This window comes from Ralstonia sp. RRA (assembly GCF_037023145.1).
Lineage (GTDB): Bacteria > Pseudomonadota > Gammaproteobacteria > Burkholderiales > Burkholderiaceae > Ralstonia.
Genome location: NZ_CP146091.1, coordinates 409366 through 422490 on the forward strand (window position 1 = coordinate 409366; position 13125 = coordinate 422490).

10 protein-coding genes are annotated in these 13125 nt (G+C 64.5%); all 10 read left to right on the forward strand.

Going from position 1 to position 13125, the window contains the following annotated elements:
• The first annotated feature begins 118 nt into the window (after window positions 1-118).
• Complete coding sequence (locus V6657_RS02040; protein ID WP_048933990.1) at window positions 119-985, forward strand: hypothetical protein; 867 nt, start codon at window positions 119-121, stop codon at window positions 983-985.
• Window positions 986-1064: 79 nt separating this feature from the next.
• Entirely contained in the window at window positions 1065-1550 is a 486-nt protein-coding gene (nudB, locus tag V6657_RS02045) for a dihydroneopterin triphosphate diphosphatase (RefSeq protein WP_048933991.1), read from the forward strand.
• A 1-nt stretch (window position 1551) separates the two neighbouring features.
• Entirely contained in the window at window positions 1552-2298 is a 747-nt protein-coding gene (locus tag V6657_RS02050; protein WP_048933992.1) for an endonuclease/exonuclease/phosphatase family protein, read from the forward strand.
• Complete coding sequence (clsB, locus tag V6657_RS02055) at window positions 2295-3575, forward strand: cardiolipin synthase ClsB (protein ID WP_048933993.1); 1281 nt, start codon at window positions 2295-2297, stop codon at window positions 3573-3575. The genes V6657_RS02050 and clsB overlap by 4 nt, the downstream gene beginning before the upstream one ends.
• A 54-nt stretch (window positions 3576-3629) precedes the next feature.
• Window positions 3630-5294 (forward strand): CoA-transferase, encoded by a 1665-nt coding sequence (locus tag V6657_RS02060; RefSeq protein ID WP_048933994.1) that lies wholly within the window; start codon window positions 3630-3632, stop codon window positions 5292-5294.
• 416 nt (window positions 5295-5710) lie between these two features.
• A complete protein-coding gene (locus V6657_RS02065; RefSeq protein ID WP_021196492.1) occupies window positions 5711-6301 on the forward strand; it encodes a TetR/AcrR family transcriptional regulator in 591 nt (196 codons plus the stop codon).
• Window positions 6302-6352: 51 nt separating this feature from the next.
• A complete protein-coding gene (locus V6657_RS02070) occupies window positions 6353-8140 on the forward strand; it encodes an acyl-CoA dehydrogenase C-terminal domain-containing protein (RefSeq protein ID WP_048933995.1) in 1788 nt (595 codons plus the stop codon).
• An 83-nt stretch (window positions 8141-8223) separates the two neighbouring features.
• On the forward strand, window positions 8224-10701 hold the full coding sequence (locus V6657_RS02075; protein ID WP_048933996.1) for a 3-hydroxyacyl-CoA dehydrogenase/enoyl-CoA hydratase family protein: 2478 nt from the start codon (window positions 8224-8226) through the stop codon (window positions 10699-10701).
• 31 nt (window positions 10702-10732) lie between these two features.
• Complete coding sequence (locus tag V6657_RS02080) at window positions 10733-11932, forward strand: acetyl-CoA C-acyltransferase (RefSeq protein WP_048933997.1); 1200 nt, start codon at window positions 10733-10735, stop codon at window positions 11930-11932.
• 212 nt (window positions 11933-12144) lie between these two features.
• Window positions 12145-13110 carry a DegV family protein gene (locus V6657_RS02085; RefSeq protein ID WP_048933998.1) on the forward strand — a complete coding sequence of 322 codons (966 nt, stop codon included), beginning with the start codon at window positions 12145-12147 and terminating at the stop codon, window positions 13108-13110.
• The last annotated feature ends 15 nt before the right edge of the window (window positions 13111-13125 follow it).

Below are 13125 nucleotides of genomic sequence, written 5' to 3' on the forward strand. Positions count from 1 at the left end.
CGCCGACCCGCAAGGGCGGCGCGGTTTGTTTTTGAGCATTCGCTTCGCGTTGGAACGCAACTTGCTGCACAGGGTCCCTTGGAGTTGTCACGCTGGGTGACAGCGAAGGAGGACCACCTTGAACGACCCCATCGATTTCGTGCGCACCTGGGTGGTGGCGCACGCAGAATTCCTGCTGACCTGGCTGATCGTCGCGCTGATCATCATGACCTTGGCGTGGATCGAAATCCGACGTGCCACCCGCCGTGCCGCCATCGCTATGACCGAGGCCGTGGCAACCACCGTAGCGGCTTGCGTGCCCGAGATTGCCGCCGCGGCGCAGAGCGCACATCCGCCCACCACCACAACTTCAGCGCCGACCTCACGCCTGGATGATGCGCTGCGCGATCTGGGGCGCCTGGCCGCAGACCGCATGCATTGGCTGCGCGGTGTCGCCAATCTGCGTGTGCCCGATGCCGTTTTACCGCCAGCCGCACCGGAAGCGCCGGTCCATCCGCTGCTGTACGACACGCCACGTTCGCTGGCAGAAAAGCACCTTGCCGCGGAGCGCTGTTTTGCCGAGCACGCCCACGCGCTGGTGGCCGCCCGCCGTGCCCTGCAGACACTGGAGGCCGCCGAGCGCGAGGGCCGTGAAGAGTTGCAGCGCATCGAGCGTGAGACGTCCGCCATTGTGGTGCGCTTCGAGCAGGCGAACGCGCAATCCGAGCAGACCGAGGTACAGCGGTTCCTGATCCAGAAATTCAACGCGCTGGGCACGCGTGAGCGCGAGCTGACCGCGCAAGTCAGTGCACTGCGCCAGCAACTCGGTGAGCGAACCGAGGCCCTATGGGCCCGATCGGACTTGGCGGCAGCAGATTACGCCGCAATGCTCGACCCACTGCTGGCACTCGCGCGCCGCGAACTTGGCCACGAGACTGCCACCGACGAGACCGTGTTGTGGCTCGCGCGCACGCGCACCGGTCAGGGCCCATTGCGCGCGGCTTGAATCAGCGGCATCCGGCTGCGGTAAGCTATCGAACTGCGGTGCGCTCGTGCCGCCCGCCGTTATCCGCTGCCAAACCGTCATGCCGCACAAGATTCCCGTTTCCGTTCTCGTCGTCATCCACACGCCTGATCTTCATGTGCTGGTGATGGAGCGGGCGGATCACCCGGGCTTCTGGCAATCCGTCACTGGCAGTTGCGATGCCCTTGATGAGCCCCTGGCCGAAACCGCCCGCCGCGAGGTGCAGGAGGAAACTGGCATTGATACGGGCCGGCATCACCTGATCGACTGGGGCCACCAGATCGAATACGAGATCTACCCGCGCTGGCGCCACCGCTACGCACCGGGCGTCACACGCAACACCGAGCACTGGTTCGGCCTGCTGGTGAGCGGCAAGGTGCCGGTGCGATTGTCGCCACGCGAGCATCTCCAGGCCGAATGGCTACCCTATGAAGACGCCGCTGCGCGCTGCTTCTCACGCAGCAACGGCGAGGCCATCCTGCAACTGCCCGAGCGTCTGGCGGCCTACACGGCCCGCCAGGCCGCCATCGCAAAGGATCAGGCCTGACATGCTCCGCTTGCGCGTCGCCACCTACAACATCCACAAGGGCGTGACGGGGATTGCGCGTCGCGTGCGCGTGCACGACGTGCGGCAGGGCTTGCACACCATGGACGCCGACATCGTCTTCCTGCAGGAAGTACAGGATCGCAACGACCGGCTGGTTGCCTCCGAACTGTTCGCCCCGAGCTATACGCAACTGCGCTATCTGGCGACCGACGTGTATCCGCATACGGTCTACGGCCGCAACGCCGTGTACGACCACGGGCACCACGGCAACGCCATCCTCTCGCGGTTTCCGATCCTGCTGTCGGAGAATCTGGACATTTCCGATCACCGCTTTGAGCAGCGTGGCTTGCTGCATGCCGTGACCGATCTCGGCTTCGGTGAGGTGCACCTGTTGTGCGCACACTTCGGCCTGTTTGCGCGCAGCCGGCAGCGGCAGGCTGAAGCACTGATCGACCGCGTGCGCGCCGTGGTGCCAAAAGACGCGCCGCTCGTGGTGGCCGGTGATTTCAACGACTGGAACAACCGCCTCGACCGCATCATCTGTCAGTCGTTGGGCGCCACGGAAGTCGCCGACAAGGCGGCCGATGCGCGCCCCGTGCGCACCTTCCCGAGCCATCTGCCGTGGCTGCGGCTCGATCGCATCTACGTGCGTGGGTTCGATATTGAACGCGCACATGCGCTGACGGGGCGTGAGTGGGCGCAGCGCTCCGACCACGTGCCCCTACTGGCGGAACTGGCGCGCCCATGAGGGTCGTGCGCGATGCGGGTCCGCTGCGTTCTGAGTGGCGGCGGGGCAAGCCCCTGCCGGGCAACGACGTCGACCTGCTGTGCGGCGGAGAAGAATTCTTCCCCGCGCTGATCGCCGCCATTGATGGTGCGCAACATCGCGTCGCGCTCGAAACCTACATCTACACCAACGATGACGTCGCACGCCGCGTGACCGAAGCTCTGGCGCGCGCCGCACAGCGTGGCGTGGAGGTTCACCTGACGGTCGACGGTTTCGGCACCGGCGCATTGCCCGCCGACATCGCCACGATGCTCGACACCGCCGGCGTGGACTGGCGCGTGTATCGCCCCGTGCGCGGCTTCGCATTGCAGCGCCGCTACCTGCGCCGCCTGCACCGCAAGATCGCCGTCATCGACGATGAGATCGCCTTCGTCGGCGGCATCAACATCATCGATGACCTGAATCACGCACCGCTGCATGACGCCACGCTGGGCGCGCGCTACGACTTTGCGGTACGCGTGCGCGGGCCGCTGGTTGCGCAGATCGTGCTCACGGTCGATCGGCTCTGGTGGCAAATGGGGGTGCGCTCTGGCGTGCGCGAGGTGGGTGTGACTGGCGTGGCGGCCGAGTTTCCGGTGATGACCGATACGCCCCGTCCGCGCCATCGCGGAGAGTCCGGTGCCGAAAGTACGCGCGCGCCGGGCAGCGCACCCGGCAACGTTTTGGCCTCGTTGGTGTTGCGCGACAACGTGCGGAACCGGCGTGCGATCGAGCGCGAATATCTGCGGGCGCTCGGTACGGCACGGCATGAGGTGATCATCGCCAATGCGTATTTCCTGCCGGGCGTGCGCTTCATGCGTGCGCTGGCGGCATGCCGGCGGCGTGGCGTGCGCGTGCGCATGTTGTTGCAGGGGCGTGTTGAGTATCCGTTGCAGCATTTCGCAACGCGCTCGCTGTACCACATGCTGCTGCGCGACGGCGTGGAGATCCACGAGTACACCGCGAGCTTCCTGCACGCAAAAGTGGCGGTCGTGGACGAGCGCTGGGCCACGGTTGGCTCGAGCAACATCGACCCGTTCAGCTTCCTGCTCGCGCGCGAGGCCAACGTTGTCGCATGGGATGCAGAGGTCGCCAGCGAGTTGCGCACCGTGCTGGAAGATGCCATCACGCATCACGCGCGCCCGGTGCTCGCAGACACCCACGCCGCGCGCCGCTGGTGGTGGCGCTTGGCAGACTGGTGCGCATACCGGGTCGTGCGTCTGGGCGTGGTCATCAGCGGACAGGCGGCACAGTATTAGCGGCACGGTCATTGAGAAGCCGCGCGTAGAAAACAAAACAAAGACGGAGGAGACATGCAGGTCATCACAGCAGACGAAGCCGCTCGGTTGGTGCAGCCCGGATGGACGGTGGCGTGTGCCGGGTTTGTTGGCGCGGGTCACGCGGAGGCCGTCACACACGCGCTGGAGCGCCGTTTTCTGGCGACTGGCGAGCCGCGCGATCTCACGCTGGTCTACTCGGCGGGGCAGGGTGATCGCGCCACGCGCGGCGTCAACCACTTCGGCAATCCCGGCATGACACGCTGCGTGGTGGGCGGGCATTGGCGCTCGGCAACGCGCTTGGCAGATCTGGTGCTCGCCGAGCAGTGCGATGCATTCAACCTGCCGCAAGGGGTACTGACGCATCTGTATCGCGCCATCGCGGGCGGCAAGCCGGGTGTGCTGACCAAGATCGGTCTGCACACCTTCGTCGACCCGCGTACCGAACTCGACGCGCGCTACCACGGCGGCGCCATCAATGCGCGTGCCAAGGCGGCGCGGGCGGCGGGCACGGCATCGTGGGTCGAGTATGAGCGCTTTCGCGGAGAAGACTACCTCTTCTATCCGAGCTTCCCGCTGCACTGCGTGTTCCTGCGCGGCACGGCCGCCGACCCGCGCGGCAACATCAGCACGCACGAGGAGGCCTTCCATCACGAACTGCTGGCCATGGCGCAGGCTGCGCGCGCATCGGGCGGCATCGTCATCGCCCAGGTGCGGCGCCTGGTGGATCGGCACGACAACCTGCAGGCGATTCATGTGCCCGGCATCCTCGTCGACTACGTGGTCGTCGCTGAGGAGGAAGCGGAGCATCAGATGACCTTTGGCGAGGCGTTCAACCCGACCTACATCCGCCCGTGGCAAGGCGAGGCGATTCAGTTGAAGGAAGACGCACAGGAGGCGAGCGAGGCGTTGGAAGCCAATCTGCACGGTGCGCTGGATGCCCGCACGCTGGTGCAGCGCCGTGCCGTGCTCGAACTGATGGCACAGCAACCGCGCGTGGTGAACCTGGGCGTGGGGATGCCGGCTGCCGTGGGCGCGCTGGCCGAGCAGGAGGGCGCACGTGGCTTCACGCTCACGGTGGAGGCCGGCCCGATTGGCGGTACGCCGGCAGACGGGTTGAGCTTCGGCGCCTCCGCCTATCCGGAAGCGGTGGTCGACCAGCCCGCACAGTTCGACTTCTACGAAGGCGGCGGCATCGATCTCGCCATCCTTGGCCTGGCGGAACTGGACGGCGCCGGCAACGTCAACGTGAGCCTGTTCGGCGAGGGCGGCGACACCATCGTTGCGGGCGTGGGCGGTTTCATCAACATCACGCAGAGCGCGCGCTCGGTTGTGTTCATGGGCACGCTTACGGCTGGCGGCCTTCAGGTCGAAGCCGACGGCGGCAAACTGCGCATCGTGCGCGAAGGGCGCCTCAAGAAGATCGTGCCGGCTGTCTCGCACCTCACCTTCAATGGCGACTACGCGGCGCGCTCGGGCATTCCTGTGCGCTATGTGACCGAACGCGCCGTCTTCGAGATGCGCGACGATGGCCAAGGCGGCCGCCGCCTCACGCTGACCGAAATTGCCCCCGGTATCGACCTGCAGCGCGACGTGCTCGACCAATGTGCCGCAGAGGTTGCCGTGGCACCGGATCTACGCGAAATGGACGCCCGCATCTTCCGGCGCGGCCGCATGTGTGCGGGCACCGCACCGGCCTGATTTCGCCCCGTTTTATTTACTGACGGGTAGCACTAGAAAATCGGTCGAGAATGCTGCGCCGCACTGGTTGTCTGGGTGCGGCGCACACCCTGCAAATGCTTCTATTAAAAGGGTTTGCTGGAATTTTGCTGCACCGCAGAGGGCGCCTTTGTGGCGCCTTCATTTAGATGCGGCTTTCTAATAAAACACTTGCCGCTATACAGGGCCCTGTAAATAATTGAACGACCGTTCGATTTTGGGCTAGAGTGTTTCCGCAGGCTGGTTTACAGTCCTGCCCGGCACGCGAAAGGCGCCTTGCAAAGCGCTGGGTTTTAAGCCGCTTTTGTCGCGCGCCATGCCCCAGAAAAGAACGGAGAGAAATCATCATGCGTCACCCGACCGCTCGTCTTGAATCGAATCACGCAGCAGCCACGCCGATGCGCAAGGGCGAGCTGACGCGTGCAGCGATTCTCGATGCCGCGCTGGAACTGGCCTCGCGCGACGGACTGGAAGGGTTGACGATCGGTGTGCTCGCGGAGCGCATGCAGATGAGCAAGAGCGGGGTGTTCGCGCACTTCGGCTCGCGTGAGGATCTGCAGGTGGAAGTGGTCCGCGAGTATCACAAACGGTTCGAGCAGGAAGTCTTCTACCCGAGCTTGACGGAACCGCGCGGTCTGCCGCGCCTGTGGAGCATGGTGCGCCGCTGGATGGAACGCCGCATTCAGGAAGTGACCACGGGCTGCATCTACATCAGCGGCGCGGTGGAGTACGACGACCGAGCGGAGAGCCCGGTGCGTGACGAACTCGTCAAGAGCGTGACGATCTGGCGGGCGGCACTGGCCCGCGCGATCGCACAGGCAAAGGAAGAAGGCCACCTGCGTGCAGAAGCGGACCCGCAGTTGATGCTCTTCGAGATGTACAGCCTGGAACTGGGCTTGCACCACGATGCGCGTTTCCTGCGGTTGCCGAACAGCGCCGAGCTGGCCATGGTGGCGCTTAACAAACTCATTCAGTCTTACCGAACCTGACGCGGCATCGCACACCTAGCGGTCGCGCAGTACACACCAAGGAGTTGCAAGATGGGTCAATACACCGCACCGCTGCGTGACATGCAGTTTGTTCTCCACGAGCTTCTCGGCGTGGAGGACCACCTGAAGCAGATGCCGCAGCACGCGGAGATCGATGCCGACACCATCAACCAGGTGATCGAGGAAGCCGGCAAGTTCTGCTCGGAAGTCATCTTCCCGATCAACCAGTCCGGCGATCGCGAGGGCTGCACGTACCACGGCGACGGCGTGGTGACCGCACCCAAGGGCTTCAAGGAAGCGTACCAACAGTATGTTGAAGGCGGTTGGCCCGCACTGGGCTGTGATCCGGAGTACGGCGGCCAGGGCCTGCCCATCCTGATCAACAACGCCGTGTACGAGATGCTGAACTCGGCTAACCAGGCGTGGACGATGTACCCCGGCCTGTCGCACGGCGCGTATGAAGCCCTGCACGCCCACGGCACGGATGAGCTCAAGCAGCGTTACCTGCCGAAGCTGGTGTCGGGCGTGTGGACCGGCACGATGTGTCTGACCGAGCCGCACTGTGGCACAGACCTCGGCATCCTGCGCACCAAGGCTGAACCGCTGGCCGACGGCTCATACGCCATCACCGGCACGAAGATCTTCATCTCGGCAGGCGAGCACGACTTGGCTGAGAACATCATCCACCTGGTGCTGGCTCGCTTGCCGGACGCACCCGGCGGCACCAAGGGCATCTCGCTGTTCGTGGTGCCGAAGTTCATCCCCGATGCCAGCGGCAACCCGGGCGAGCGCAACACCGTGAAGTGCGGCTCCATCGAACACAAGATGGGCATCCACGGCAACGCCACCTGCGTGATCAACCTGGACGGCGCCCGCGGCTGGATGGTCGGCGAGCCGAACAAGGGCCTGAACGCCATGTTCGTGATGATGAACGCCGCCCGCCTGGGCGTCGGCATGCAGAGCCTGGGCCTGACCGAAGTCGCGTACCAGAACTCGGCCGCCTACGCCAAGGAACGCCTGCAGATGCGCAGCCTGTCGGGCCCGAAGGCACCGGACAAGCCGGCCGACCCGATCATCGTGCACCCGGACGTGCGCCGCATGCTGCTGACGCAGCGCGCCTTCGCCGAAGGTGGCCGCGCGTTCAGCTACTGGATCGCCCTGCAGATCGACCGCGAGCTGTCGCACGAGGACGAATCCGTGCGCAAGGATGCCGCCGACCTCGTCGCGCTGCTGACCCCGATCGCCAAGGCTTTCCTGAGCGACAACGCATTCATCTCCACCAACGAAGGCATGCAAGTCTTCGGCGGCCACGGCTACATCGCCGAGTGGGGCATGGAGCAGTACGTGCGCGACGCCCGCATCAACATGATCTACGAAGGCACGAACACCGTGCAGTCGCTGGACCTGCTGGGCCGCAAGATCCTGGGCGACATGGGCGCCAAGATGAAGAAGTTCGGCAAGCTGGTCCAGGACTTCGTCGAAGCCGAAGGCACCAACGAAGCCATGCAGGAGTTCATCAACCCGCTGGCCGACATCGGTGACAAGGTCCAGAAGCTGACCATGGAAATCGGCATGAAGGCCATGGCCAACCCGGACGAAGTGGGCGCGGCAGCTGTGCCGTACCTGCGTGTGGTCGGCCACCTGGTGTTCTCGTACTTCTGGGCCCGCATGGCCAAGATCGCGCTGGAGAAGCAAAACAGCGGCGACACCTTCTACAAGGTCAAGCTGGCGACGGCGCGTTTCTACTTCGCCAAGCTGCTGCCCGAAACGGCTTCGCAGATCCGCATGGCGCGTGCCGGCGGCGCGACGCTGATGGCACTCGAAGCCGATCTGTTCTAAGCAAACAGCGGCACTCCCCCTCGGGGCGACGCACACAGACCGTCGCCCCGCTCGTCTCTTTCCTCTTTTCAGTTGAGGATGTCATGACCCGTACCGAACTCCCCGTCGCCCAGCCGCAAGCTGGCGCGCGTTCCAACTTCCTCGTCCGACGCGTCGCTGTGTTGGGCGCCGGCGTGATGGGCGCGCAGATTGCCGCGCACCTGATCAACGCCAAGGTTCCCGTCACGCTGTTCGATCTTCCGGCCAAGGAAGGCCCGAAGAGCGGCATCGCGCTCAAGGCGATTGAGAACCTGAAGAAGCTGTCGCCGGCACCGCTGGGCATCAAGGACGATGCCAATCTGATCCAGGCCGCCAACTACGAAGACGACATCGAGAAGCTGCGCGATTGCGACCTCGTCATCGAAGCCATTGCCGAGCGCATGGACTGGAAGCACGACCTGTACAAGAAGGTCGCGCCGCACATTGCTCCGCACGCGATCTTCGCGTCGAACACCTCGGGCCTGTCGATCACCGAACTGTCGGATGGCTTTGACGCGGAACTGAAGTCGCGCTTCTGCGGCGTGCACTTCTTCAACCCGCCGCGCTACATGCATCTGGTCGAGCTGATCCCGACCGCGCACACGCGTGGCGACATCCTCGACAAGCTGGAAACGTTCCTGACCTCCGCGCTCGGCAAGGGCGTGGTGCGTGCGAAGGACACGCCCAACTTCATCGCCAACCGCGTTGGCATCTTCTCGATCCTGGCGGTGTTTGCGGAATCGGCCAAGTACGGCATTCCGTTCGACGTGGTGGATGACCTGACGGGCTCGAAGCTGGGCCGTGCCAAGTCGGCGACGTTCCGCACGGCGGACGTGGTGGGCCTGGACACCATGGCGCACGTCATCAAGACGATGCAGGACAATCTGAAGGACGATCCGTTTGCCCCGGTCTATGCCACGCCGCCCGTGCTGGCCAAGCTGGTGGAAGCCGGTGCCCTGGGCCAGAAAACCGGCGCCGGCTTCTACAAGAAGGAAGGCAAGGACATCAAGGTGCTGGACCCGCAAAGCGGCCAGTACGGCCCGAGCGGCAAGAAGGCCGACGAACTGGTCGTTCGCATCCTGAAGAAGGATCCGGCCGAGCGCCTGAAGCTGCTGCGTGAATCGACCAACCCGCAGGCGCAGTTCCTGTGGGCCGTCTTCCGCGACGTGTTCCATTACATCGCTGTCTACCTCGAACAGATTGCCGACTCCGCAGCAGAAGTCGATCTGGCAATCCGTTGGGGCTTCGGCTGGAACAGCGGCCCGTTCGAAGACTGGCAAGAAGCCGGTTGGAAGCAAGTGGCCGAGTGGGTGAAGGAAGACATCGAAGCCGGCAAGGCGCTGTCGAACGCAGCGCTGCCGCAGTGGGTGTTCTCCGGCCCGGTGGCAGACAACGGCGGTGTGCATTCGGCACAGGGTTCGTGGTCGGCTAACCAAAACGCTTTCCTGTCGCGCAGCACGCTGCCGGTGTATGGCCGCCAAGTGTTCCGCGCACCGATCAAGGGTGCGACCACCGTCAACCCGCTCACGTATGGCAAGACCATCGAAGAGACCGATGCCGTGCGCATCTGGGTGGACGATGCGGAGGGTCAGGACGATGTGCTGATCATCTCGTTCAAGAGCAAGATGAACACCATCGGACCGAGCGTCATCGACGGTCTGACGCGTGCGGTGGATCTGGCCGAAGCCGGCTACAAGGGTCTGGTGGTGTGGCAGCCAACATCGCTCAAGCTGGGTGCGCCGGGTGGTCCGTTCTCCGCGGGTGCGAATCTGGAAGAGGCGATGCCGGCCTTCATGATGGGCGGTGCCAAGGGCATCGAGCCGTTCGTCAAGAAATTCCAGGACGGCATGATGCGCGTGAAGTACGCCGGCGTGCCGGTCGTGTCGGCTGCGTCGGGCATCGCGCTGGGCGGTGGCTGCGAGCTGATGCTGCACTCGGCCAAGCGTGTGGCTGCGCTGGAAACCTACATGGGTCTGGTGGAAGTGGGCGTGGGCCTGGTGCCGGCTGGCGGCGGTCTGAAGGAAGCCGCATTGGCCGCTGCCAAGGCGGCGCAGGCAGCAGGTAGCACCAACATCCTGCAATTCCTGACCAACCGCTTCCAGGCTGCGGCCATGGCCAAGGTGTCGTCTTCCGCGCTGGATGCGCAGAAGATCGGCTACCTGCAACCGACCGACACCATCGTCTTCAACGTGCACGAGCTGCTGCATGTGGCACGCAACGAAGTGCGTGCGCTGTCCGATTCGGGCTACCGCGCGCCGCTGCGTCCGGTGGCCATTCCGGTGGCGGGCCGTTCGGGCGTCGCCACCATCAAGGCGTCGCTGGTGAACATGCGTGACGGCGGCTTCATTTCGCAGCACGACTTCACGATCGCCTCGCGCATCGCCGAAGCCGTGTGCGGCGGCGACGTGGAAGCCGGCGCGCTGGTGGACGAAGAATGGCTGCTGGCGCTGGAGCGCAAGGCCTTCGTCGATCTGCTCAGCAGCGCCAAGACCCAGGAACGCATCATGGGCATGCTCCAAACGGGCAAGCCGGTCCGCAACTGATTGCCGCGACGACAGAGAAAGGAATTTCATCATGACCAAGCAACTGCAAGACGCCTACATCGTCGCCGCGACCCGTTCCCCGATCGGCAAGGCGCCCAAGGGCACGCTCAAGAACCTGCGCCCGGACGATTTGCTGGCGACCATCCTCAAGAGTGCTGTCGCCCAGGTGCCCAACCTGGACCCGGCGCTGATCGAAGACGCCATCGTCGGCTGCGCGATTCCCGAAGCGCAGCAGGGCCTGAACGTGGCGCGTATCGGCGCGCTGCTGGCCGGCCTGCCGAACACGGTGGGTGGCGTGACCGTCAACCGCTTCTGCGCTTCGGGCCTGACCGCCGTGGCCATGGCCGCTGACCGCATCCGCGTGGGCGAATCCGACGTGATGATTGCCGCCGGTGTCGAATCGATGAGCATGGTGCCGATGATGGGCAACTCGCCGTCGATGTCGCCGGACATCTTCACGCGTGACGAAAACATCGGTATCGCTTACGGCATGGGCCTGACGGCTGAGAAGGTCGCCCAGCAATGGAAGATCTCGCGCGAGGCGCAGGATGCCTTCTCGCTGCTGTCGCACCAGAAGGCGCTGGCCGCGCAACAAGCCGGCGAGTTCAAGGACGAGATCACCCCGATCGAGATCATCGAGAAGTTCCCGAACTTGGGTACGGGGGCGATCGACCTGAAGACGCGCACGCTGTCGCTGGACGAAGGTCCGCGTGCCGATACGTCGCTCGAAGGGCTGGGCAAGCTGCGCGCCGTGTTCGCCAACAAGGGCAGCGTGACGGCAGGCAACAGCTCGCAGACGTCGGATGGTTCGGGCGCGCTGATCCTGGTGTCGGAAAAGATCCTCAAGCAGTTCAACCTGGTGCCGCTGGCGCGCTTCGTGTCGTTTGCCGTGCGCGGTGTGCCACCGGAGATCATGGGCATCGGCCCGAAGGAAGCGATTCCTGCGGCGCTGAAGGCGGGTGGTCTCACGCAAGATCAGCTTGACTGGATCGAGCTGAACGAAGCGTTTGCTGCACAGTCGCTGGCCGTGATTCAGGACCTGGGGCTGGACACCAGCAAGATCAACCCCCTGGGCGGTGCGATCGCGCTGGGCCACCCGCTAGGCGCCACGGGTGCCGTTCGTGCGGCCACCGTCGTGCACGGCCTGCGCCGTCGCAACCTGAAGTACGGCATGGTGACGATGTGCGTCGGCACCGGCATGGGCGCTGCAGGCATTTTCGAACGCATGTGACCCCACGTCAGGGGGAAGGATTAAGTTCTTCCCCCTGCTTGTAAATCGCCCGTCTCACAACGCATGATTGCGCAGGCGCGCACAGCACTACAAAACAAGCGCGCCGAAGAATGCGGCCCACGCCAGTGGGCACGCCACAGAAGCGGAGCCGCGACTCCGCATAAGAGGAGACACACCACCGGGTCACCGGCGGTGCCAAAGAGGAGGGCGCAATGGGCAAGACAATCGGCGACACCATCGTGTTGACCGACGCGGCATGCGATATGCCGCGCTCGATGATCGATCAACTGGGTTTGGGCGTGGTGCCGTTCCGCATTCGTGCGGGCGAGCAGTTTGTGGAAGACCGCCGTGATGAGGAAGCGCTTCCGCAGCTCTATCGCAAGTACCTCGTCGACAAGCAGGACCACTATGCTGAGTCGATCCCGCTGCTCGAACGCGAGATCGAAGACTTTCTGCTCAAGCACGTGGTCACGCAGCATGATCGCGCTTTGCTGCTGACGATTGCCAGCTCACGTAGCCACTTCTACAGCCACGCCACCGGCGCGGTGGTGGGCACTACGGCCAAGAGCTTCAAGCCGCGCAAGGATGCCGGCCGCTCCGGTTTGTTTGAGTTGACGGTGGTGGACACCGGCGCCATCGGCCCAGGCCAAGCGCTGATGGTGCACGAGGCCGCGCGCATGCTGCGCGAAGGCGCGGAGGTGCGTGACGTGGTCAACGTGATCGAGAACCGCCTGCGCGATGCCTCGCACGTCTACCTCGTGCCCGACGAACTGCTATACATGTACACGCGCGCCAAGCAAAAGGGCGAGAAGAGCATCACCTGGGGCCGCTACATGATGGGCACGGCGTTCAACGTGCGCCCGCTCATCCACATGCACCGCGGAGAGACCGAAGCCATCGCCAAGGTGCGCGGCTCCGATGAGGGCATCCGCCGCCTGCTCGCGCATGTCGAAACCATGATCGCCGAGGAGCGGTTGGCCACGCCCGTGGTGGCGATCACGTATTCCGGTTCACTCGACACCGTGCGCCGCATGGAGCCGGTGCAAGCGTTGATGCGGACCGCGCAGGACCACGGCGTGGAAGTGCTGCTCGCGCCGATGAGCCTGACCGTGGCGTTGAACGTGGGGGCCAACGCGTTCTCCGTCGGCTATCTATCTGATTCACCCGTGCCGATTTAGTCGCGCACGGGCTCT

Bases quoted from the DNA above. Each gene is read 5' to 3' on its own strand.
- nudB (WP_048933991.1), top strand. From the start codon at position 1,065: ATGCCGCACAAGATTCCCGTTTCCGTTCTCGTCGTCATCCACACGCCT.
- V6657_RS02050 (WP_048933992.1), top strand. From the start codon at position 1,552: ATGCTCCGCTTGCGCGTCGCCACCTACAACATCCACAAGGGCGTGACG.
- clsB (WP_048933993.1), top strand. From the start codon at position 2,295: ATGAGGGTCGTGCGCGATGCGGGTCCGCTGCGTTCTGAGTGGCGGCGG.
- V6657_RS02060 (WP_048933994.1), top strand. From the start codon at position 3,630: ATGCAGGTCATCACAGCAGACGAAGCCGCTCGGTTGGTGCAGCCCGGA.
- V6657_RS02065 (WP_021196492.1), top strand. From the start codon at position 5,711: ATGCGCAAGGGCGAGCTGACGCGTGCAGCGATTCTCGATGCCGCGCTG.
- V6657_RS02070 (WP_048933995.1), top strand. From the start codon at position 6,353: ATGGGTCAATACACCGCACCGCTGCGTGACATGCAGTTTGTTCTCCAC.
- V6657_RS02075 (WP_048933996.1), top strand. From the start codon at position 8,224: ATGACCCGTACCGAACTCCCCGTCGCCCAGCCGCAAGCTGGCGCGCGT.
- V6657_RS02080 (WP_048933997.1), top strand. From the start codon at position 10,733: ATGACCAAGCAACTGCAAGACGCCTACATCGTCGCCGCGACCCGTTCC.
- V6657_RS02085 (WP_048933998.1), top strand. From the start codon at position 12,145: ATGGGCAAGACAATCGGCGACACCATCGTGTTGACCGACGCGGCATGC.